The sequence below is a fragment of the Candidatus Peregrinibacteria bacterium genome, assembly GCA_030700255.1.
Lineage (GTDB): Bacteria > Patescibacteriota > Gracilibacteria > UBA1369 > JABINC01 > JABINC01.
In genome coordinates this window covers 42,582-65,333 of record JAUYJN010000042.1, presented here as the reverse complement: position 1 = coordinate 65,333, position 22,752 = coordinate 42,582, and the positions used below count along the sequence as shown (strand labels likewise).

Below are 22,752 nucleotides of genomic sequence, written 5' to 3'. Positions count from 1 at the left end.
GGTTTCTTTTACCGTTCTTTTTAGTATTAAAACTGAGGCATTTTGGGCATTTTTTTTTGCATAACAAAAAATATTAAGGGTTAAGAGCTTACTCTAGCATAAAACTCAATATTTTAGCCCGCAAAATTTTCCCTTAAGCCTTTTTTTCAATTAGCGACGAAGTCTATGAACTAGTCAGTGTTGTACTTGGCCGGTAGTTTAAGCTGCCTCTTTATTTTTTCGTCTCATCTCACGCTCTACAGGGCCCCTTAGATTGGCAAGGTGGGCTTCAACTCGATGCGTGCCATCCAATATCAAGACCACTTCATCTGCCCTTCCTTCATCTTTTTCTTCGTGATCGAAGTTTTCATATTGTTTTTTTATTTCTTGTATTCTTTCTTCTACCAAAAGCATCAATTCATAAATTGCAGTTATATCTAATCTTGGTTTTTGTTGCCTGTTGGTTCTTTTCACTTCTCCGCTTAATTGAGAGAGCTTCCCTTTTGGTAATTCAAGCTCTCTCTCTAAACTCTCATATGTGAAATCAGAATTGAGCCTCAGCCATTTAATCATTTTGATATCATCTTCTGTTACTATTATTTTATATGGATTCATATCCTTTCCACTTTGAAAATTATGCCTATCCGTAAATTCTATTTCTCCATTCATTATTCTTTCTCTTAATATGAGTAGGTTATCTATGTCGTGGTTTGTTAATGTGCGTACTTCTTTTTTCCTTTTCGAGACTGATGGCTTGAGTGCATTCTCTAGTCTACTGTGTGGTATATTCGCCAGTCGTGAAATGGCCTTTATTCCCATAGCTTTTCTATAGTTTTTGAATGCATTCGCCTCAATGGAAGCGATTAATGCGCTTAGTTCTTGATATCTTTCAGGTGTTAGTTCGAATTTAAGCTCTATGACCCCTTCTTCAATATCTGCGCGTACTTTTTGAACCTTTTCTACGATTCCATCCGGAATTTCTATTTCAGTCTTTGCTCTGGTTGATGTTTTTTTTCTTAATCCTAGTAATTCAAATAATCTACCGCGACTTATGCCGATAAGATCACTTATTTCTTTGAACTTCAATGGCTTATGCTCCGGGGTTCCAGCTTTACGGATACCGTCAATCAATTTAAAAAACTCTTGTTGTGTCATACTTGATTCAGTTGACATGTCATGATGATTAAGTGACTAGATAGCTAATTATCAACTTTAACTATGCATTATGTCAAGTTATTTGTAATTTCGTAGTGTTTCGGTATTTCGTAGTGTTTCCAAGTTGACTTTGCGTGCGACGTTAAGTAACATGCTCCTGCTTTTATTAAGGCTTTTTAAGGGTTTAACCCTGTTAATAATCAAAGGAGGTGTTTACACATGGGAGTATATGCATTCAAAAAAACCGGTCAGTCAGACGATAAGCTCGTTAACGAGTTTAATAAACGTGTCCAAAAAGCTCGTACAATACCGCGAGTTCGTTCTACTCGTTATCACCAGAAGGATAAGTCTAAAAGACAAGTTCGTGAAGGAGCTGTGATACGAGAAAACTATAGAGCGGAAGCTGCACGTAAGAAGTTTTACAGTTAAACAAACATTTGTGACCTTAACTGTTTCAGACATATTGAAATATTCAAAGGGTCTCGACCTTCTAAAAGAAGTCGAGACTCTTTTGTGTGATTATCTTGAAATTGATAATGTTGAATTGTTTTTGACTCGTGACAAAGAAATCCCAAAAAATATAGAAACTCTTATTCAGATGAATATTGATACTTTGAAAGAGGGTTATCCACTGGCTTATATTCGTGGGAAGGTAAACTTTTATGGGCTCGAATTTATAGTAAATAAAAACGTTCTTATTCCGCGTAGGGATACGGAAATAATAGTAAATGAGGCCATTGGTTGTATAAAAAAGTTGAACAAACTAGTGCGGATGCTTGAACTTGGCGTCGGCTCTGGATGTATTTCTATATCTATTGCAAATGAGTTTAGTTTACCTGATCAACTTTCTATTTTAGGTATCGAGAAAAGTGAAGAGGCCCTGCAGGTTGCAAATGAAAACGTAAAAAAACATAAACTTGAAAATATTATTGAGCTTTCTGAGGGTGATCTTTTGGATGGGATAGATGATGAGTTTGATATTCTTGTTGCGAACCTTCCATATGTTGACTTAAATGCTCAGTTAGGATCCGGGGTACGTGAACATGAACCACATATGGCTTTATTTGCAGATGATGGCGGCTTGGCATTGTATAGGCAGGTTCTTGAGCAGATTGCTGATAAAGGTATGAAATTTAAATATATTTTATTTGAAATTGGTTTTGATCAGGGGGAGGGTGCGATAGAATTGTGCAAGAGTTTGGCCTGCGAATATGAAGTGAGTGTTGTGAAGGATTTGGAGGGTAGGGATAGGGTGGTATTTCTATCATCTTGCAAAATTTCTTAGCTCCCCCTACACTGCGTGAGGCTCAAAGATTTGTTATTTTATGATTTTAATATGTTAGAAAAACTTCAAAGATTAGAGGATGAGTATAATGAAATTCAGAATCAGATGGCTGATCCTGAGATTATATCTGATCAGGTTGCGTATCAGAAGCTTGTACGAAAATATAAGCATCTTGAGCCGACTGTGAGTCTTTTTGTTGAGTTAAAACAGGCTAATGCTGAGATAGCAGAGGCTGAGGTGATTTTGTATGAGAGTAATGAGGAAGAAATGAGGGATTTGGCTAAAGGACAGCTTGAAGCGGCGAAGGCGCGTCAGCCGGAACTTGAAGAGAGGCTGAGATTGGAACTTTTGCCAAAAGATCCTGAGGATATGAAGCCTTGTATAGTTGAAATTCGTGCCGGGGCAGGTGGGGTTGAAGCTTCATTGTTTGCAGAGGAATTGTCCCGTATGTATTTGAGGTATTTGGAAGACAAAGGATGCAATGTTGAATTGATGAGTAAAAGTGAGGCTGAGCAAGGGGTTAAGGAAGTTGTATTTAAGGTTCTTGATGATGGGGCTTATGGATTTTTGAAATATGAATCCGGTGTTCATCGTGTTCAGAGAGTTCCGGTTACAGAAAGTCAGGGGCGTATCCATACGTCTACGGCATCCGTTGCAGTTCTACCTGAAGCTGAGGAAGTTGATATACAAATAAGAGATAATGATTTGAAAATAGAGGTTTATCGTGCAAGTGGGCCAGGGGGGCAATGTGTAAATACAACCGACTCAGCTGTACGTATTACTCATCTACCAACCGGATTGATTGCTACTTCAAGTGAAAAATCTCAGCTCAAAAATAAAGAAAAGGCTATGGAAGTGTTAAGATCTAGAATTTATGCGCAGGAGCTTGAGAAACGCGAAAAAGAGCTTGGTGAAGCGCGTTCAAGCCAGATAGGTACCGGGGATCGTTCAGAGAAAATTCGTACTTATAATTTTCCACAAGACCGTGTTACCGATCATCGCATCAAGAAAAGCTGGAATAATTTACCAACAATCATGGAAGGCCAAATCAGCGACATAGTTGATAGTCTTATTATGGAAGAACAAGCGAAAAAGCTGGCTAGTGCAATAGAATAATAATTATTGCGTAGCTTCCAGTTTCTCACCTGGAGTTCCATCAGCATCAGCACAAAGTCCTGATTTTTCGTTGTAAGTGTAGTTTTCTGCACATGTACATAGAGCATCTGTAAATGTACCGCCGGACTGTTCACAGTTTAGTTGGTTGTAATTTACTACCGGAGCAGCATCACCCTCTCCAAATACTTTAATTTCTTCAGGTTTACCACATGCACTTAAGATTAGGGTCCCAGCAATGATTGAGATTGCTACTAAGTATGTTTTTTTCATTTTGTAAAAGTTAATGATTATTTTCGTCTGTCATTCTATACTAGCAGTATAGATTGTCAATTGAACCGTTAAGTTGGATCAACAGATTCTCCCTCTGAATAAATAAATTAACAATGATTTCTTTTGAAGATTTTATGTACTTACTGAAAAAAACCTTAGAGGGCACGTCTTTATTTACGGTAAGTCATTGCTAGATTGGACATATTTGAAAAATAATCTCTCCATGACCGGCGCCGGTCATGCGAAATACCATACTGGCTTATGTCAAATTCAAATAATGTTTAAATCGTACAGTTCAGGATTTGTTTTCATAGAATGACCTTTGAAGTACGACTTTCAAAGCTTATGCGTACGCACAAAGGTGAATACGCAATAGGATGGTGCTTGAGTCAAAAATTTCTGCGCAGAAAAAAATGACAATCCGAGGAAATTATTGTGAAATCAAAGTGATTGTCGTGGAATAATAGTTTATTATGCTATCTGAAATTTTCTTAGAGAAAAAAATCGTTGATCCGTTAAGATTCACTTATAATAAAATGTGTGCCGAGGCTTGTTTTTCTTTGTTTAGCTGAAAGAGTTATAGCTTTGGCAGCACGTATCATATTGCGTATTTCAATAAGATTTTCATTAGTTTCATTTTGTTTGAATTTCTTATTTAATTTAAATTCTAAATTTGAAAGTTTTTTGAGTCCATGATTGAGACCGGAGGTAGTTCTAACGATTCCTGCATATTCCCACATTATGTTTTTTAGTTGCAGTTTCAGTTGAGCAATAAATTTGTTCTCTTGTGATGAATTTCGTTTATAGGAAGGTGATTTGAATTGATTTTCGATTTCGTTGGATTTCTTGTTTATATTAGATTGTGATTTAACACTTTTTTTAATATTTTCGCTGATTTCATTACTATAAACTAGAGCTTCCAGTAGTGAATTTGAAGCTAGGCGATTTGCCCCATGAACTCCGGTATATGACACCTCTCCAAATGCGTACACATTTTTTACACAAGTACCTCCCTTTTGATTTATTTCAAGCCCTCCACATAGATAATGAGCGGCCGGTGCGATAGGTATTAAATCCTTTGTGAGATCAAGATTGTACTTGAGTAGTGTTGAGTAAATTTGAGGGAATCTTATTTTGATTTCATCTCCCTCCAGATGGTGCATATCCAGATATACAGGGCCTTTTTTTAGCTCATCGTAAATTCCTTTTGCAACGATATCTCTTGGTGCAAGTTCAGCCATTTTGTGAATTTGCTGCATGAATCTTTCACCTTTGCTATTGCGAATATATGCACCTTCGCCGCGCAGGGCTTCCGATAGGAGGAATGATTTAGCTTTTGGCACAGCAAGTGCCGTTGGGTGGAATTGTATAAACTCCAGATCTTTGACCTTTAGCCCTGCGCGTAGCCCCATAGCAATGCCGTCTCCGGTCGAAATTTTTGGATTTGTAGTGAATTTATATAATTGACCTATCCCTCCGGTCGCTATGATCACCGCTTTTGCAAACAAATTTTGAATTTTCTCATTGTTGATAACCTGTATTCCATAACATGTTCCTTGATCTACCAATAGATCTATAGCAGTTGTGTGTTCTACGATTTCAATGTTTGGATTTTTCTTTACGTTTCTCACAAGTGCAGCCTCGATTTCTTTACCGGTATAGTCGCCTATGAAGGCGATTCTACGCTTCTTATGTCCCCCCTCACGCGTTAAAACTATTTCTCCGTTATGATGGGCGAAATTCACTCCAAACTCAATTAGACGCTTAATTGCGAGTGGACCCTTCTTCACCATAAATCCTACAGCTTTTCTGTTGTTATGATTCGCCCCGGCAACCATGGTGTCCTCGACGTGTGTTTTGAAATCGTCAGTTTTATCCAGCACCGCTGCTATTCCTCCTTGCGCATGATTTGTCGAAGAGTGAACTGTATTTTTTTTCGTTATTATCAGCACCTTGCCGAATTCCGCTACGTTTAGCGCAAAATTCAACCCTGCAATTCCGGAACCTATGATGATAAAATCAGGATTTTTCAGAAAAAATATTTATTAAAGCACGCTAAATATAGCTTTACTCAAAGATTTTTGGAAGCTTAAGTTATTAGTCTGTAATCTTATAAAGATGTGGATCTTTTAGTTTTACTCCTTTGTAAATACGAATCTCTTTTATGGTGTCCTTTTTATTGGTTAAATTGCCGTTCCACTTATTTATTCTGGTCGAAGATTGAGCGATTTTTAGATTGTTATCGTTTTCCGAAAGTAACTTTTCCATGGCTGTAAATTGTGAACTGTCATATGTGTCGATTTTTTTATTTTCGCTATTTAACTCACTTTCATTTTCACCTTCATATACGATTTCAATTTTGATACTATAATCGGTTTTAGGATTACCATTTGAATCTTTCCCTTTGAAATCGAAATTATCGATGTTTAATTTTCCACTTTTTAGGGTTATGGTGCTATTTGCCTGGTGCCAACCATTGTATGAGTCTCCTTCATTTATGCTATTAAAATCAATTGCATTGTTTGGTGAAGAACCTGGTCCGGTCTTTATTTCAGTGGCTTTCGGTTCTTCCGTTCCCGCTTGAACTGCAGTTTCGGTGGTAGTATATCCAGCAGGTGTTTTGCCTTTTACAAGGTAATCGTATTCTGTTTGAAATGCTGTTTTCTCATCACCTGATAGAGAATTTAATTTTGCTTTCATTTTTTTTATTTTAAACTCGTTTTGTTCTTTATTTGTGAAGCTTGTATCTTTTGTATCGCCCGCCTCCACAATCATTGTTGCAATTTCATCTGGTGTGAATATATTTTGTCCACGTTTTTGTCCAAATGAATATTTCAATGCATTCAAATCACTTCCAAAAATTTGTAATTGAGCTTTGTCTGTAACATCCAGTGGAGATCTTGGTTGTTCAGCTTGTTCTTTTGTTGCAGTCATGGCGGGGTTTTTGGTTATACTCTTTCCTGTTAAAAACTTCTTAAGTTTGCCAAGGAAGCTATCTTCTTCGATTACCGCTTCAGGGTCTTTTAGTTTGACTAACGCCTTTACTCCATAAACAATCATGAATTTCTTGAATGGAATTTTCTCGCCTTTTTCTTTTTCTAGAGCTTCCCATTCAACTGTTAATTCTTCTGAAAGTTCCCACACATCTCCTAGCGGTTGTCTTGCATATTCTTCCGCAATTTCACTTATTGTTTCACCGACTATTCCGAATTTACTGCTGAGTATTGACGTAAGTTTACCGAAGAATCCTTTGTACATTCCTTCGATATATTCATGTATTCTATCAATTCTACCTTGTGTCTCATCTGAGAATTGTTTTTCTGCGGTGTATAGTATGTTTATATTTGTTGGTAAAAGGGCGTCAGCGAAGTTATCTACAAATCCTTTACTAGAGATTTTGTATTTATGTTCGTTATCGATTGGTTGTTGCCTTGTATCTTTTCCGCTTCTTTTCATTTCAATCATCCACCATTCAGAGATTTCTTTTGTCATCCAACGTAGAGTATCATTTTCCATTCCTGGAAAAAGCTGTAAATAATCTTTGTATAAATAGGTCTGTAAATTTGTTATAGAGTCAGCCCAATGTTCTTCATCTAGTATTATTTCAACATCTTTTAACTGAGGAAATGGGATCGCCATACCTTCAGGTGGGTTTTCTGCAAATGCTCTGAGTAGGGCTTCTCTTTTTGCTCTGCTTTGAACCGTCTTATGTAAGACATTTAGTGTGCGTGTAAGGACTTCCTTTGGAGTTAATCCAAGTTTGTAGGTCATTTCAATAGCCTCGTCATTTATATCCCATTCACCTTTTTTATTTAGAGTATATAGTTCCGGCATCGCATATTCGCTAGTTGGGAATTTATCTGTCTTTATCCATCCTTTGTTTATGTCAAACACGTAGCAGATTTCTTCTTTGTGATCTACGAAATGTAGATTTCTTGCGTAGTACTTGCCGTCAGCTCTACCAAAGAACCATGGTCCGTTTTCTTCTGTGAAATCCGGCATATCTACTCCATCCGCCTCTAACTCTTCTTTGCTATTCAACATTCTTTCCGGAACGATCATGATTAATTGTAAAAGTTCGTAGTTTGCTTGGAATATTTCACTTGATTCACTACTTTTGATTAATTCACTACTTCTTCCTACTATGCTACCGTAAATTTCCATACCATCTTTTAAGATTCCTGCTATTTTCTTACCTTCCTCTCCCCCGAATTCATTGTTCGGATCTACTAGCTTAGTTAGTGCAGGGTTGAGTTTCTCTGTATTGTAGCCATAAGTTGCATATAGGTAATCCACCCCATCTTCCAACTTTTTGTCTTTCGGTTTATATGGCACTACGAGTCGACCGTTCACTATGGCTATTTTGTTTTTTGTTATATTTTTCTTATCAAAAATTTTGTAAACATCGAGTTTAGTTTCTCTCGATAGGGCCGGTTGGCTGTTTATTGCATACCAGAGTAGGGCGGCTTCAGTTGGATTTGAGGCATTCCTCTTTACCAAATCAATCCTTACCTCGAAAGAAAGTACTTCTGTACTAATCTTGCTTTTTGCCATTAGTGTCGCTTTTTTTTCTGAATAATCATGATTTATCTCCGCAAATTGTCTGATAGTTCCAACTTTTCCTATGTCAGTTATTAGACCTTCCATTGAATTATAGTTCTTATCTAGAAAATCAAAGTGTTTTTTTGCAGTATCAACAGCTTCTATCACTTGATTAGATAAATCTTTCGCGGTCATATCTTCTGAATCCACTTCTTTGAATCCAGCTGTCTTTACGTGGTTTTTAAGATTGTCTTTGAGATATTGTCCAAGCGTATTCCCTTCTATTTCAATAGGCGTAGCTCCTTTTATTTCATATTTCCCGTCTGTATTTATGAAAAATCCAAATATAGCTTCACTTTTCGCAGGTTTATCACCTTTTCTTTTGAAAAATGAATGGATTTCATCATTACTTCTTGCCGCTTTATGCAATAGGTGGTTGAGAATCGCTTTATCTTCATTTTCCGGTAGCTCTTTTATGCCCATCAAATCATCGAAATTCGCATTCATATAGTTCAATCTATCCTCTTCTGAAAGTTCTTTCGGTGTCGCAGTTGGAATTTCTTCTGATGATTCATCACTTTTGAAAACTAGGCGGTTTTCTATGTGAAAGCCTTTGTGTGAGCCGTTCGTACCGAATTGGCAGTAGAAATCTTGCATTGAGATTTGAAATATATTCATTAAATCTCTTAATTCTACCAGAAAAACCGAATTTTTTCAATCCTGAAGAGGGTGGCGGGCGTGTTATTGTGCTCAGAGGTGTCAGATTGCTATTTTCTCTTTTACTAGAGCGATAATCCGCTCTGCTTTCGCTTGTATGTCAGCGTGCCTATCCAATGATTCCCCTGATACGTCAAATACAATATCGGCTGAATTGAAGTATTTTTCCTTTCTTTCTAACCAGATTTTATTTATTTCATCTTCCGGATTTTTGTCGATTAATGTAGGTCGATCTTGATTGTTTTTCTTATCTTTTTTGAGTCTATTTTTTAGAACATCAACGTCGCAGTTGAGTAAAATTATGAGTCCATTCTTCTTTAAATTTTCGATATTTTTTTCATTTAGAATTATTCCGCCTCCAGTTGAGATTATCGCATTGTTTTCTTGACTAATCGACTTGCAAATTTTGGCCTCTTGCTCGCGAAAGTGGGGCCAGCCTTCCTCCTTTACTATCTGAGTAATATTTTTGTTCAAAGCTGTGGTTATCACACCATCTAGATCAAAAAAATTGTACGATAAAATCTCTGCGATTTTTTGCCCAATATCAGTTTTACCGGACCCCCTCATTCCTATCAAAACTATGTTCATTTTTAGTCTTTTATAAGTTCGGTTTTGACGTTGAATTTTTCTAAATCTTTCCAGAAATCAGGATATGTTTTGCTTACGCAATCCGGATTTAGAATTGTTATTCCGGGGACTACTGTTCCGAGTATGCCGAAGCACATTGCGATACGGTGATCATCGTATGTTTCTATTTCAGCTCCATGATATTTGTGAGGATGACCTTTCACCTCTATTCCATCTAGCATTTGACGTGCTTTGCAGTTAACTTTGTTCAATTCCTGCGTCATAGCGAGTATACGATCAGATTCTTTTACACGTAAATTTGGGATGTTTTTGAGTCTAGTACGGCCTTTTGAGAATGTGGCAACTATTGCCATGGTTAGTGCAACGTCAGGCATAGTATTCATGTTTATGTCTCCTATGGATTTTAGATCATCTAGTTTTTCCGGGCCTTTGACAGTTATACCTTGTGTTTCTCCTTTTTTAATTTGGCAGCCTGATTTCTCGAGAAGGTTTACGAGTTTTATGTCACCTTGTGCGGATTTATATTTCGCATTGGTTACAGTGACTTCAGTTCCGTGTAGAGCTGCTAGTGCAAAAAAGTAGCTGGCAGAAGAGGCGTCAGCCTCTATTTCATAGTTCGTGCCATGGTAAGTTGCTTTGTTGTTTATGATAAATCTTTGATATCCATTGCGTTTACCTTGGCTGACGCCGAAATCTTTCATGACTTTGAGTGTCATATCGACATATGGCTTTGAGGCTAGGACACCTTCTATCATGACATCGGTGAGCTTTTCTGTGTATGGACTTATGAGCAGTAGGCTTGAGACAAATTGTGAACTGATTTCACCCGGTACTTTGATTTTACCGCCTTTAAATCCGCCTTTGATCAAAAGTGGTGGATAGTCTTCTGTTCCTAGGTATTCTATTTTAGCTCCGCCGGACCGGAGGGCATTTACGAGGTCTTTGATTGGGCGATTTTTCATGCGTGGATTTCCAGTGATTATACATTCAAAATCTTGCATTGCTAGTGCTGCTGCCATAAAACGTATTGCCGTGCCTGCGTTTTCGAAATACAGTTTACCGTTTGGTTTTTTAAATTTCCCGCATCCTCCATGTACCGTTATCGTCGTACCTTTTTGAATTATTTTGATTCCAAGTTCTTTTAGAGCTTGTATCATAACTTCTGTGTCATCGCTGATAAGCATGTTTGTTAGGACGCTCTTGCCGCAGGCAAGAGCGGCTGTAAGAAGAGCTCTGTTCGCATAACTTTTTGATCCTGGAACGGCTATCTCAAAATGTTTAGGGATCTTATTTTTGTCGATGGGATGCATTTGAAGTTTTTCCATGGTTTGTTTTACATTTCAACTATTGCGGCAGTGCCGATTTTTGGAACTATTACGTAACTTTGGATGTCGTTTACTCGTTTTTTATCTGATTTTATACATTTATTTAATGAACTTGCTGAAATTTTCTTTGGTAGCTTTGTTGGAAGCCCAGCTTTGGTTAGGAGTGCCTCTATCCTCGCGGCATGACTTTGTTTCATCCATTTGTTTTCAACTGCAATTGAGTTAATTCCGCACATCCCGATAGAAACAGCATACCCATGTAGGATACTGTATTTGCTTATTTTTTCGATTGCGTGACCATATGTGTGTCCGTAGTTGAGTATCATTCTTATCCCGGCCTCCTTAGTGTCCCTTGAGACGATATCCGCTTTTATTCTTATGGATAATTCAATTGTTTTTTTGAGCTTCCTCATGTCTTTTTTCAGAATTTTGTCATTATTTTTTTCTAAAAATTTAAATAGGGATTTGTTCCTTATAGTAGCCATTTTTATAATTTCTGCATAACCATTTTTTAGCTCATTTTCCGGCAGAGTGCTTAATGTTTCTATATCAACAAAAACAGTTACCGGTTGATGAAATGCACCTATTAGGTTTTTGCCTGATTTTGTATTTACACCGGTTTTACCCCCTATCGATGAATCTGCCATTGAGAGTAGTGTAGTTGGTATTTGTATGAAATTTATGCCACGCATAAATGTTGAAGCGAGGAATCCTGCGATGTCGCCAACGACCCCACCTCCGAGAGCAAGTATGCAAGTATTTCTGTCGCATCCAAGACCAAGCATTTTATCGAGTAATGTTTCTATAGTTTTGAGATTTTTACTTTTCTCCCCAGATAAAAACGATAGAAGTTCTACATCAAGATCATTTTCTATTAATGCTTTTTGTAGCTTTATTCCATATAGTTTACGGACGGTCATGTCTGTAACTATCACATATTTTGAATAATGCAGTTTTTTTAAATACTTTGGGATTTGCTTAATTATGCCTTTGCCAATACGTATTTTGTAATCTTTGCGTTTATTTTCCTCCGGTATGAGAGTGATAGTTGGCATAGTATTACTTTTAACTTATCGTTTCAATTTATAGCGTATTTTTATTTTTTGTGCACGCATTTAAGTTCACATTTTATATCAGAGTTTGCTAGGCGTTTCCCTATAGCTACGGCAATTGGTGCGAGCCCTTCCATTACTATTTCAAATTGTTCCGGCCTCAAGGCTTGTGCTCCGTCGCACATAGCAGTTTCCGGGTTACAGTGAACATCTATTATGAGTCCGTCTGCACCAGCCGCTATCGCCGCCTTACTCATCGCAGGGATGAGTGACGGCCTACCTGTCCCATGACTTGGATCTACTATCACAGGCAGATGTGTTAATTCTTTTACAAGAGGCACCGCATCTATAGCGATTGTATTGCGAGTTGAATCTTCAAATGTACGAATCCCTCTTTCACATAGAATTACATTCGGATTTCCTTCTTGCAAAATGTACTCTGCGGCTAGGATCCATTCTTTTACTGTTGCTGACATACCGCGCTTTAGCATAACCGGCTTCTGTGATTTACCAACCTCTTCGAGTAAGCGGAAGTTTTGCATATTTCGCGTACCTATTTGCAAAATATCTGCGTATTTACAAACCATAGGGACGTCTCGCGGATCAAGTACTTCAGTGATTACCGGCATATCGTATTTATCCCCTATTTCTCTTAAAATTTTTAAACCTTCCTCGCCGAGCCCTTGGAATCCGTATGGAGAAGTACGAGGTTTGAACGCTCCTCCGCGTAGTATATTCGCACCCGCGGACTTAACGGCTTTTGCGGCTGCATCCACCTGCTCAAACGATTCAACCGCACATGGGCCGGCTATCATAGCGATAGTGCCTCCACCTATTTCCACTTTCCCTACTTTTACAATAGTAGGTTCGCTTTTCGTTTCTATACTTGCTAATTTGAATGGTTGTAAAACCGCCATTACATTGCTAACCCCCGGGAAAGCTTTTATGTGATTGATATCTAAAATTCTTTCATCTCCGATAATTGCTATTACAGTTCGTTCAGTCCCGTATAGTGGTACCGGTTTTAGACCGACCTCTAATATTTTTTCCATTATGTAGTCGGATTGACTCTGAGGAGCGTTGCCTTTCATTACGATAATCATATTTGTTGTAGTTAAAAGTTTTGGTTTATTTGTATGCTGGGTCAGTTTTTTAGGCAAGATAGGGTAAATGTCTGTTTTTTCTTACCTGCGGTATCTTAACAGTCAGTGATTCGATGCGCGAGATTAAATTCTTTTTCATAGTTTTTTTGGTTATGAATTATTTATTAAATAAAAAAAACTTCCTTTTTTGTGAGGAAGTGTGTTTAAGTCTTTTGTCTTAAGTCGCTTTATCTGCGATAGCGATCATCCTTCCTCACTTTTACTGGTGCATAATAAAAGAACCCAAAGAAAAATCGGAAGAAATTTTGCACAGCTTGTAGAAAGTTCTTTTGTTCCATATAAGATGATGATTACTCTAATATTCTATACCAATTATTTTCATATTGGAAGTAATTTTAAATGAATAATAAAAAAACATTAAAAATAACCTCTTCCATTTTTTAGAGAATTTTTAATTTTGTGTGGTAGTGTTTTTTTTATTTTAATCTAAAATATATGAAATATGAGACTAGAAAACAGGAGGCTAGGAATTATTATTCTGCACTTAAGAGTGTGTATTGTCCTTATTTAAAAGATAAGATAAGTTTCCCGTTACAGTCTTGGTATCACATTCTTTATAAGCGTGGGCATATTCAACGTGATAAAGATCAGCAAATGGTTCGCTTTAGGTATTTGCGTTCTGTTGAAGAAATTTTGCGTTATTCTGGTACTTTACAAGAATACGAAGCAAGACAAACTCTTATTAGGCATAATGATAAAGTCGTTTTGTTTTGGGGTTTTATTGCGATAATAAGAGGTAAAAAGTTGAAAGTTGTTATTAGGCAGGTTGGTATGGGTAAAAAACATTTTTATAGTGTTATCCCAAATTTTGTTACTAGAAAGTTTGCTGATTTGGAACTAAAAAAGACACCTGTCGACAGATGATTTCCGTCAGAAGCTTTCGCTTCACAAGCGTCTAACTTGATGATATCAAAAGTTAGGCTACAATGCAATTGTAATCATATTTATTATAACCCACCTATGTCTCAAGATATTCGGCTTATAGATACACATTCACATATTAATTTTGATTTGTTTGACGATCGGCGAGAGGAGGTTATTGAAAATTATAAAAGAGTAGGTGGGGGTAAAATGATTTTGGTTGGTTGTGCGAAGGATTCGAGTGAAAGAGCTGTTAAGTTTGCAAAAGAATACGATAATTTTTATGCGACAGTTGGTGTTCATCCGACATCAGTCAACGAGTTGACGGATGATTTCCTTGCGTGGTGTCATGAAAGGGTTATTTCATGTGAAGCCGTTGCAATAGGAGAGACCGGCCTTGATTATTATCATATGACTTTCTCTGAGGAAGAGCAGATTGAGGCTTTGCGAAAACAGGCGAGATTGGCCAAGGAGCTAGATATACCGCTAATCATTCATTCGCGTGATAAGGGGATGGTGAGTTCAAAGATTGATATGGATAACAAACCAAACCCTGGTGCTGTTGGTCCATGTGGTCAGATGTGTTTTGATGTTTTGCAAGAAGAAGGCATAGTTAAAGCTATATTTCATTGTTTTTCTTATAATTTAGATTTTGCAAAGAAGGTTTGGGAGGCTGGGTATTTGACCTCTTTCTCAGGGATTGTGACTTATCCAAAAAACGAATATCTTCGCGCAGTTGTTTTGGCTGCTCCAGCCGATATGTTTCTTATCGAGACAGATTGCCCATATTTGAGCCCACAATCAAAACGAGGTCAGGACAACGAGCCTGCTTTTGTTTTCGAAACCGCCAAAGAGATCGCTAAAGTTCGTGGGGTGTCAGTAGAAGAGATTGGTGAGTTGACTGCTCAGAATGCTGAGAGGGTGTTTTTCTAAAATTTAGTTATGCTGCAGTATTTAATTCCTCAATTTGTCTGTTTATATTAGCTATAGCATATAGGTCATCATTTACAGCCAAGTTTACGTCACAGTGGGCGCCTCTTTCGCCATTCTCAATATCTCGGCGGACTTTATTTAATAGTTCGATTTTTTCTTTTAATAACTGCGCATGTCTTTGGTAACCTTCATTTTGACTTCTATCATACATATACATCAAATGCATTGATGCGATATTTAATCTTAGAGCTTGATCATTTAATTGCGTTCCAGGGAAATATTGTCCCGGATAAAAATTCCCATGTAATTCGAGTGAGCGTAAGTATTCATATATTTTATGATGTGCCGGTGAAGATGGGGACATTATCTCACAATAATCTTTTGGGTCGTATATTTGGAACTCGCAGCCGGTTCTGAGTGGTTCCGGCATGCGTAATAATAATTTCATACATCTAAATAGTTGATTTGAATTACCATTTAAGCCGCGTAGTTCAGTGTCTTCTATAGTAGCATTCCCAGGTTTTTCTAAGCATGGCTTTCTGCCAAGTAATGAATCGTAAATCTCTTGTGCAGAGTGAGTTTGCCAAGTTCCAACATTTTTTAAATCCATTCCTCCATTTTTTTGGCATAGAGAAACACCTCTTATTTCCTCAGTTTTTGGTATCTCGATTTTTATTTCCTTTAAATATGAGTAGATGAAGTACAATTTATCTTTCATAATTACTTCTTTTGCTTGTAACATGTTTCTATTCTCATCTATCGGATACATAACAATCCCATCTCTAACTAAATCCAGGAGTTTTTTTGGATCGCCTCCTGAATTTTTTATATGCGCTTTCAGTGCAATTGAAAGTTTTTCTTTGATCGGTTTTTCACCGAAGAAGAAGGTCGCATACCTTATATCTGACAATGGTGATTCCCAAATTCTTGCGCGCTCGTTTACTTCAAGTGTGTATTCATCATTTTGTATTGTTGAACGATCTCCTTTTGCATTTTCATAATAAGTAAAACTTGCCCAGTCCGGGTTTCCTTCTTCATCTTTTTCAAAATCAAATGATTCACGAGCTTCGGCCATTACATCTGCAGATTCTTCTACATGCCTATATTCATGGTTAGTTCTAATCCTAATGAATTTCAGCATAGCGTAGGCGCGTAAAGTAGCTTGGTTACGCCAGTCTATAGAGTTTTTTGGATTCATTGTAAATGCAAGTAACTCGTAGAAATTCATTATTTCGAGTTTTTTCAAAAAATGAGCCTTGTCATAGTCTTCAAAATCACCAGGTTCTCGCATTTTACGTTGGAGGTCTTTTATCATTCTTTCACCTGTATTTAAAAATTCTGTCGCTTTGTAACTAGACCATTTAAGTATTTGTAAGATACTGAGTAAGCTTGCTCCAGATATTTCACCTAGTTGGATTTCCCCTAATAAATCCAAAAGTACAAGTAATTTAATTACGACTTCCTCCTTATCACTTTTTAAGAAAGATAATGGTATACGTGGTGACCTGCTATCGATATCTCCGCTCCGGCTATCATCATTATTCTGCATTTGTTCTTTTGCAACAGTTCTAGCTTCATTAAGAGTATGCTTTGCTAGACTTACTTTCTCATTATTCATATCATTGATATCTAGGATTTTTACGCGTGCGAATCTAGTCATAATGTCCTGAACTGAGAATTTGCCATCTTGCGTCTCAATTTCTTTATGGTTCCTCATTAATATGCTTAAATTCTTTTTATATTGTTTTATAAGTTTTCTTGATAATTCCGTTAGGGTTTCTTCATTACCTTTTGGAAATCCTGACTCTATAATCCCCAGTTTGAATAAAAACATTAGATTATCTTGAATCATTTTTTTTTGCTTCCCTTGACCTATTGGAAATGATTGCATTTCAAGGCCAAATGGCCCTGTTTTACATGGATTATTTGACAATGCGAGCCGAAGCTCCGGGCTAAAGTCAGCTATTTTTCTTTTTGTATTAATGTATTCAACTGCTTTTTTGAAATCTATGATTTTCGCACCATCCTCCGGCCCATCAATGTAACAATCTTCCCATGAATTAGGGTTGTTTTCCGATTTTTGTATTTTTATTGATGGTAAAGATACTTCTGAGATGGTTAGGTCACTCAGTGCATCCGTGATAGCTAGCCTAGTTTGCTCGTATCCATCAGGAAGTGTTGGTTGATGCATTGCATATGGAATTCTATCTTCTTCTAATTGTTTTTCTGCAAGTTCTGCCATTAGTTTTAATTAAAGTTCCTAATCTATATTAGTTACGGAATTATAACACAAAAAGGCGTGTTTGTCTAAATTGTAATGGCAGAATTTAAAATGTCAACACTTAATGGCTATACCATAATGCTTTCTCGTTTAAATCATATTTTCAGGACGTACCCACTCAGTGAATTGCTCTTCTGTGAGTAGGCCGCTTTGGATGGCTGAGTCGCGGAGGGAGATGCCTTTTTCGTGAGCGTATTTGGCGATTTTAGTTGAGTTGTCGTAGCCGATGTGTGGATTGAGTGCGGTTACTAGCATTAGTGAGTCTTCCATCAATTGGTTGATTCGGTCTTTGTTTGCTTTGATGCCGGTTATGCATTTTTCAGTGAAACTTCCGGTGCAGTCTGCGAGTAGGCGGATGGATTGGAGTACAGCGTATGCCATGACTGGTTTGAATACGTTTAGTTCGAAATGTCCCGTTGCCCCGCTCATTGTGATAGTTGTGTGGTTCCCCATTACTTGTGCACAGACCATTGTGAGGGCCTCGCACTGGGTTGGATTGATCTTTCCCGGCATGATTGATGAGCCCGGTTCGTTTTCCGGAAGTGAGATTTCACCGAGGCCAGAGCGAGGGCCGGAGCCGAGTAGGCGAAGGTCATTTGCTATTTTCATTAGGCTGCATGCTAGTGTATTCATAGCTCCACTAGCCTCAACAATCGCATCGTGTGCAGCTAGTGCTTCGAATTTATTTTCTGCAGTTATAAATGGAAGGCCTGTTAATTCTGATACGGTTTTTGCAAATTTTTCTGCAAATCCATGCGCGGTATTTAGTCCAGTGCCGACCGCTGTTCCACCCTGCGCTAGTTCGTATAGATTTGGCAATGTGTCTTTTATCCTTTTGACTCCTTTTTTTACTTGTGTGACATAGCCTGAAAATTCTTGTCCGAGTGTAAGTGGAGTTGCATCTTGGCAGTGAGTTCGTCCGATTTTTATAATATCTTTAAATTCTTCTTGTTTTTCTTTTAAGGCTGCATATAGATCTTCAAGAGCTGGGATTAGTTCATTATGAATTTGCTCGACCGCTGAGATGTGCATAGCAGATGGGAATGTGTCGTTTGTAGATTGTCCTTTGTTTACATGATCATTTGGATGCACCGGAGTTTTAGAACCGATTTCCCCACCTAGCATTTCAATTGCACGATTTGCAATTACTTCATTTACATTCATGTTTGACTGAGTCCCTGAACCTGTTTGCCAAATTGTTAGTGGAAAATGATCGTATAGAGTTAGATCGATTACTTCGTCTGCAGCTTTCATTATTGTATCAGCGAGCGCCTCGTCTAGAACTCCTAGGTCTTTGTTTGTCATTGCTGCCGCTTTTTTTACAATTCCGAGGGAACGTACAAGTGGACGAGGAAGTTTTTCATCTCCAATTTTGAAATTTATCAAAGAGCGTGCGGTCTGCGCTCCGTAATAAGAATTTGTTGGTACTTGTAGCTCTCCGAAACTGTCTGATTCTTTTCTAAATTCCGTCATTTTGAAAGATGGTTTATGTGATTTCTGCCTTTAGAGGATAATCTATGCAGAATTTTTATCAAGGCAAACTAGGTATACCTCAAAACTTCTATCTCTAACTGCTTTTGGCTTAACTACTCTTACGAGTTTAAAAAGTTTTTTGGTGTTTTTGAGGAATTCATCGAAGTCCGCGCCCTGAAATACTTTCATGAGGCAGTTGCCATGGATTTTTAAATGTCTTGCGGCGATTTCCAGTACTTGTTGATTTAGTTCAACTGATCTCCATTGATCTACATCTTTTTGTCCGGAGGTCTTGGGAGCGAGGTCTGAGAGTACTACATCAAACTTTGTTGTTGCAGGCGTATGAATGCCTTTTGTCTCAAGAAACTTTTTGATTAGCTCATCCACACTGTTGTCCTCATAAATATCGCATATTTCTGTGTGTACATTTGGTAATTCTAAATCTATTTCTTGTAAGTCCAGGCCGAGTGCAGCACCATTCTCGCCGATGACTTTTGAAGTGTATTGCAAAAAACTCCCCGGTGCAGCCCCTAGATCTAGAACTAGATTCCCTGATTTTAGGATTTTGAGTCGTTCTTGAATTTCTTCTAACTTAAAAGCACTTCTAGCCTTATAGCCTTCTTTTTTTGCTTTGTGAAAATATTTATCTTGAGGGTTGAATGGTTTTGGCACAGTGTGTTATATTTTATCCTGAAGGTGTATTTTCATATTTTGCCCAAATGGCCTTCATCAACTTAGGTGATTCTCCTGTAATAATGTGAATCAACTTATCGATTCTAAAATAATCAAATTCCCGTATATCATCTTTGATTAACATGATTATTCGTCTTAGCTCTTCTTCTTCTTTACTTGAATATTCCATAACCTTTCTTTTATCTTTGGGTAGTTGGATGCCTATTTTTTGAAAATGTTTCATTGATGGACGATCTCCTAAAATCACATCAAGAATATATAATGCAAATGCTCCTTTTTCTGGAGAGTCTTTAAATTCATCATATGTTATCTCGAAAATATCATGTGCAAGTTGTATCATTTCAGAATTTGAAAGATTTAATATGGCATCATGGAAATCTTCCATAAGTTTCTCTTCCTCTTCATAATTCATACCGGTACTTAATAGCTCAGGCTCTTTATTAGCAATTACGACTCTGATGTAGGCGCGAATAAAGGCTTTATCTAAATTTTGTTTTGTTGAATTCATTGTATATAATTTATTTAGAATGATACTCTTGAAAACTCAGGTAACTCAAGGCCAAATTGTTCTTTGAACGCTTCACGCACAGCACTCTGCCCTTCAATATCACTAGCATTAGGTTTGTAGTGCCCTGACATATTATCCCATGATTCTATTGATTTACCATCTTTACTGATGTTCATAGTCCCAGCATAATCAACATTTCCTCCTTTTGATATGAATGAATGTTTTTCTCCAAATTTCAATTTGCCGTCTTGTAAAATATAATCAACTGTTTTAATAGAGCGTCTTTCATTGTTAACAAAGTACCGTATTTTACCGTCACTAGTCTTTTGTAAGTTATAAAGCCTTCCAACCTCATCATTTGATAAAAGGCTTTTGTATTTCCCAGGTTTTGTAATTATTTGGCTTACATCCTCAGCGCTATCTAAAATTTTAGCATCTTTAGAAAAAAGATTTTTTATTAAATTTAATATGCCTTCTGAGTTTTTTGTAGCTTCAGCAACTTTCGCCACCCTTGCTCCTTTTGATGCGAGAGATATTTCACCTATTCCTATAATCAATGTTGTAACATCAAGGCCAAGCATGGTTGCGAGTTGGGTTGGGTTGTCAGCTTTTACCCAGTCAGGGTTTATAGGGCCGTGAAGGTCAGATGGAATTAATCGTTGAGCTGAGCTTAATTCTGTTTTATTGAATCCAAATGTACTTATTAATTGTTCATTATATTTGTCTGGAATAAATGAAGATGAAGTTATAATTAAACGTCCTAGTAATTTTATTCCATTTTCTCCAAGCGTTGAAAGTGTGACGAGAGTTTGAGGGCTTGTTAAGACTTCTACTAGTCCAAGAGCCCATTTTCCAGTTCCAATCGCTATGTCTTCCCTTGTCTGTTTAGGCATCATGAGTACACCTAAAGCTGGGTTTGTTATTGTAATCCCGGCTATAGTGACCACTTTTACCGGCACTTTCACCTTATCATAAATGGTTTTTGCAACTTGGCTGGTTTCTTTGACTTTTGTAGCAATAAACTGTCTTATATCTTGTACCTTTGTGATTGCTTTTTGGTATGTCTCGATTATAGGAGTTACTATTTTTTCTGTTACATTCTTGTATATTGTGCTTGCGACTTGTTTTGTGATGTCAAATGCTTTGTTGACTGTTCTCTCCGCTTTTTCGGTTACATCGTACGCCACTTGTTTTATGACAGGTACGAGTTTCTCAGTGAATTTTACTACACTTTCGTATATGGTTTTTGGGACCTGAATTACTTGTTTTACTTTTTCTGTTACATATTCAGTTACTTGTTTGAATTTCGTCACTGCCTGTTGATACGTTTCAACTATTGGTGTGATGATTTTTTCTTTGACTGTTTCGTAGATAGTTTGTGGGATTTGTTTTGTAACTGTAAATACTTTGTCCACAATACGTTTTGCTTTCTTATATACTGTATATGCCACTTGTTTTACAACTGGGACTAATTTGTTTACGTAGTTTGTAACGGTTTTGTAGATGGTTCGTGGGACGCTGATAACTTGCTTTACTTTTGTAGTTATATATTCAGTTACATTTTTGAATTTTGTAATTGCACGTTTAACATAAGTTACAACAGGTGTTATTATTTTCTGTACTACTTTTGTGTATTGAGTTACTTTTTTCTTAAGCCATCCCCATCCACTCTTGATCCAGCTATATATGGTTTTTGGTATATATTTTGTTACATATGAGACCCTATTGACTACTTGTTTGACGGTTTCGTAGACAGTGTAAGGAACTTGTTTAACTACTTTGACGGTTTTGTTCACGTATCGCGTTACATTCTCATATATAGTTCTTGCTACCTGAGTACTTTCTTTTATTCGTTTACTTACATATTCAGTTACATTTTTGAATTTTGTTATGGCCGCTTGGTACGTTTCGACAACAGGCCGAACAACTTTTTCTTTAACAGTTTTATATATTGTGCGTGGTACTTGTTTAGTTATTTCAACCACTTTATTTACAGTTCTTTTTGCTGTTTCGTAGACTGTGTATGGTACTGTTTTTACTACTGCGACAGTCTTATCGACTAATCTTGTTACGGTATCGTATATTGTTCGCGGCACCTGAACTATTTTTTCAAATGTTTGCTTCACATATTCCGTAACAGGTTTTAATTTAGTTACTATTTTATCGTAGGTTTCAACGACTGGTTTGATTATTGTTTCCTTCACGGTGTTGTAGACAATCTCTGGTACTTTTTTGGTAACTTCTATAACTTTGTCAACCGTCCTAGTTGCCGCTTCATATACTGTTGAGGATACTTGCTTTGTCGTTTCCACCATTTTTGTGACATTCTTGGTTACATTCTCATATATGGTTCGTGGAATATTTTGTATTTTGTAAGTTATTTCATCTTTTAATATATCTGCGGTTTTTTTGACTATGGCCGTTGCACCTATGATACCAAAAATAGCTGCAAAAGGTGTTTTTGGCTTTGGTTTTTCAGTGCTTTTGCCTATAAGTGAACTTGGATCCTGTCCTGCCGCAGCTTTCTTTTCTATCTTAAAGAATTGGATTTTATCAATATTCCCTTTGTTCAAATTTACCTCATCATATTTTTTGTTTGTTGTTGATCTAGAAATAGGTGTACTGAAATCAGCAAACGCAATATAATTGACAGTATATAGTGATATTATTATCACTGCTGACAACGGCAAAAGCAATTTTTTAAATTTTCCAATCTTCTTAGCCATAGAGAGGGGTTAGGTAAGAAGTAAAACATTCGCAATTTATGTTTTAATTTTTGTGAATACAAATATTATTTGTTGACTAATACTG

18 protein-coding genes are annotated in these 22,752 nt (G+C 37.1%); 5 read left to right on the top strand and 13 right to left on the bottom strand.

The features are described 5' to 3' along the window. Positions 1 to 198: 198 nt before the first annotated feature. Complete coding sequence (locus tag Q8P68_05535; protein MDP4008623.1) at positions 199 to 1,152, bottom strand: hypothetical protein; 954 nt, start codon at positions 1,150 to 1,152, stop codon at positions 199 to 201. Positions 1,153 to 1,353: 201 nt separating this feature from the next. Between Q8P68_05535 and Q8P68_05530 the strand changes: the two genes are divergently transcribed. Genes Q8P68_05530 through prfA form a run of 3 tightly spaced genes read left to right on the top strand, consistent with a single transcriptional unit; the run spans position 1,354 to position 3,535 of the window. After that, positions 1,354 to 1,563, top strand: a complete 210-nt coding sequence (locus tag Q8P68_05530; protein ID MDP4008622.1) for a hypothetical protein — start codon at positions 1,354 to 1,356, stop codon at positions 1,561 to 1,563. 10 nt (positions 1,564 to 1,573) lie between these two features. Further along, complete coding sequence (gene prmC, locus Q8P68_05525) at positions 1,574 to 2,419, top strand: peptide chain release factor N(5)-glutamine methyltransferase (GenBank protein MDP4008621.1); 846 nt, start codon at positions 1,574 to 1,576, stop codon at positions 2,417 to 2,419. Between the two features lie 51 nt (positions 2,420 to 2,470). Beyond that, entirely contained in the window at positions 2,471 to 3,535 is a 1,065-nt protein-coding gene (prfA, locus tag Q8P68_05520; GenBank protein ID MDP4008620.1) for a peptide chain release factor 1, read from the top strand. A 3-nt stretch (positions 3,536 to 3,538) separates the two neighbouring features. On the opposite strand, the gene Q8P68_05515 is transcribed toward prfA, so the two are convergent. The 7 genes from Q8P68_05515 to aroF form a co-directional block, all read right to left on the bottom strand. Then, positions 3,539 to 3,805, bottom strand: coding sequence for a hypothetical protein (locus Q8P68_05515; GenBank protein ID MDP4008619.1), 267 nt, complete (start codon positions 3,803 to 3,805; stop codon positions 3,539 to 3,541). A gap of 515 nt (positions 3,806 to 4,320) precedes the next feature. Next, a complete protein-coding gene (nadB, locus tag Q8P68_05510) occupies positions 4,321 to 5,814 on the bottom strand; it encodes an L-aspartate oxidase (GenBank protein MDP4008618.1) in 1,494 nt (497 codons plus the stop codon). An 88-nt stretch (positions 5,815 to 5,902) separates the two neighbouring features. Next, positions 5,903 to 9,025, bottom strand: a complete 3,123-nt coding sequence (locus Q8P68_05505) for a hypothetical protein (GenBank protein ID MDP4008617.1) — start codon at positions 9,023 to 9,025, stop codon at positions 5,903 to 5,905. An 81-nt stretch (positions 9,026 to 9,106) separates the two neighbouring features. Beyond that, positions 9,107 to 9,652 carry a shikimate kinase gene (locus tag Q8P68_05500; GenBank protein ID MDP4008616.1) on the bottom strand — a complete coding sequence of 182 codons (546 nt, stop codon included), beginning with the start codon at positions 9,650 to 9,652 and terminating at the stop codon, positions 9,107 to 9,109. A 2-nt stretch (positions 9,653 to 9,654) separates the two neighbouring features. Then, on the bottom strand, positions 9,655 to 10,977 hold the full coding sequence (aroA, locus tag Q8P68_05495) for a 3-phosphoshikimate 1-carboxyvinyltransferase (GenBank protein MDP4008615.1): 1,323 nt from the start codon (positions 10,975 to 10,977) through the stop codon (positions 9,655 to 9,657). Between the two features lie 8 nt (positions 10,978 to 10,985). Continuing rightward, entirely contained in the window at positions 10,986 to 12,032 is a 1,047-nt protein-coding gene (gene aroB, locus Q8P68_05490) for a 3-dehydroquinate synthase (protein MDP4008614.1), read from the bottom strand. 41 nt (positions 12,033 to 12,073) lie between these two features. After that, positions 12,074 to 13,132: a 3-deoxy-7-phosphoheptulonate synthase gene (gene aroF / locus Q8P68_05485; protein ID MDP4008613.1), complete on the bottom strand. Its 1,059-nt coding sequence runs from the start codon at positions 13,130 to 13,132 to the stop codon at positions 12,074 to 12,076. 495 nt (positions 13,133 to 13,627) lie between these two features. On the opposite strand from aroF, the gene Q8P68_05480 reads away from it, so the two are divergent. Both Q8P68_05480 and Q8P68_05475 read left to right on the top strand, forming a co-directional pair. Next, a complete protein-coding gene (locus Q8P68_05480; protein ID MDP4008612.1) occupies positions 13,628 to 14,056 on the top strand; it encodes a hypothetical protein in 429 nt (142 codons plus the stop codon). A 96-nt stretch (positions 14,057 to 14,152) separates the two neighbouring features. Continuing rightward, positions 14,153 to 14,986 carry a TatD family hydrolase gene (locus Q8P68_05475; protein ID MDP4008611.1) on the top strand — a complete coding sequence of 278 codons (834 nt, stop codon included), beginning with the start codon at positions 14,153 to 14,155 and terminating at the stop codon, positions 14,984 to 14,986. Positions 14,987 to 14,993: 7 nt separating this feature from the next. Here Q8P68_05475 and Q8P68_05470 read toward each other — a convergent pair whose 3' ends face one another. The 5 genes from Q8P68_05470 to Q8P68_05450 all read right to left on the bottom strand — a co-directional run bounded on the left by Q8P68_05470 (position 14,994) and on the right by Q8P68_05450 (position 22,667). After that, positions 14,994 to 17,228, bottom strand: coding sequence for a hypothetical protein (locus tag Q8P68_05470; protein ID MDP4008610.1), 2,235 nt, complete (start codon positions 17,226 to 17,228; stop codon positions 14,994 to 14,996). Positions 17,229 to 17,357: 129 nt separating this feature from the next. Next, positions 17,358 to 18,740 carry a class II fumarate hydratase gene (gene fumC / locus Q8P68_05465; GenBank protein MDP4008609.1) on the bottom strand — a complete coding sequence of 461 codons (1,383 nt, stop codon included), beginning with the start codon at positions 18,738 to 18,740 and terminating at the stop codon, positions 17,358 to 17,360. A gap of 42 nt (positions 18,741 to 18,782) precedes the next feature. Next, the gene (locus Q8P68_05460) at positions 18,783 to 19,412 is read right to left on the bottom strand and encodes an RlmE family RNA methyltransferase (GenBank protein MDP4008608.1); all 630 of its coding nucleotides are present in this window, start codon (positions 19,410 to 19,412) and stop codon (positions 18,783 to 18,785) included. 13 nt (positions 19,413 to 19,425) lie between these two features. Continuing rightward, the gene (locus tag Q8P68_05455; GenBank protein ID MDP4008607.1) at positions 19,426 to 19,941 is read right to left on the bottom strand and encodes a hypothetical protein; all 516 of its coding nucleotides are present in this window, start codon (positions 19,939 to 19,941) and stop codon (positions 19,426 to 19,428) included. Between the two features lie 14 nt (positions 19,942 to 19,955). Next, positions 19,956 to 22,667, bottom strand: a complete 2,712-nt coding sequence (locus tag Q8P68_05450; protein ID MDP4008606.1) for a hypothetical protein — start codon at positions 22,665 to 22,667, stop codon at positions 19,956 to 19,958. Positions 22,668 to 22,752 lie beyond the last annotated feature (85 nt).

Bases quoted from the DNA above. Each gene is read 5' to 3' on its own strand.
- Q8P68_05535 (MDP4008623.1), bottom strand. From the start codon at position 1,152: ATGTCAACTGAATCAAGTATGACACAACAAGAGTTTTTTAAATTGATT.
- Q8P68_05530 (MDP4008622.1), top strand. From the start codon at position 1,354: ATGGGAGTATATGCATTCAAAAAAACCGGTCAGTCAGACGATAAGCTC.
- prfA (MDP4008620.1), top strand. From the start codon at position 2,471: ATGTTAGAAAAACTTCAAAGATTAGAGGATGAGTATAATGAAATTCAG.
- Q8P68_05515 (MDP4008619.1), bottom strand. From the start codon at position 3,805: ATGAAAAAAACATACTTAGTAGCAATCTCAATCATTGCTGGGACCCTA.
- Q8P68_05505 (MDP4008617.1), bottom strand. From the start codon at position 9,025: ATGAATATATTTCAAATCTCAATGCAAGATTTCTACTGCCAATTCGGT.
- Q8P68_05500 (MDP4008616.1), bottom strand. From the start codon at position 9,652: ATGAACATAGTTTTGATAGGAATGAGGGGGTCCGGTAAAACTGATATT.
- aroA (MDP4008615.1), bottom strand. From the start codon at position 10,977: ATGGAAAAACTTCAAATGCATCCCATCGACAAAAATAAGATCCCTAAA.
- aroB (MDP4008614.1), bottom strand. From the start codon at position 12,032: ATGCCAACTATCACTCTCATACCGGAGGAAAATAAACGCAAAGATTAC.
- aroF (MDP4008613.1), bottom strand. From the start codon at position 13,132: ATGATTATCGTAATGAAAGGCAACGCTCCTCAGAGTCAATCCGACTAC.
- Q8P68_05480 (MDP4008612.1), top strand. From the start codon at position 13,628: ATGAAATATGAGACTAGAAAACAGGAGGCTAGGAATTATTATTCTGCA.
- Q8P68_05475 (MDP4008611.1), top strand. From the start codon at position 14,153: ATGTCTCAAGATATTCGGCTTATAGATACACATTCACATATTAATTTT.
- Q8P68_05470 (MDP4008610.1), bottom strand. From the start codon at position 17,228: ATGGCAGAACTTGCAGAAAAACAATTAGAAGAAGATAGAATTCCATAT.
- fumC (MDP4008609.1), bottom strand. From the start codon at position 18,740: ATGACGGAATTTAGAAAAGAATCAGACAGTTTCGGAGAGCTACAAGTA.
- Q8P68_05455 (MDP4008607.1), bottom strand. From the start codon at position 19,941: ATGAATTCAACAAAACAAAATTTAGATAAAGCCTTTATTCGCGCCTAC.
- Q8P68_05450 (MDP4008606.1), bottom strand. From the start codon at position 22,667: ATGGCTAAGAAGATTGGAAAATTTAAAAAATTGCTTTTGCCGTTGTCA.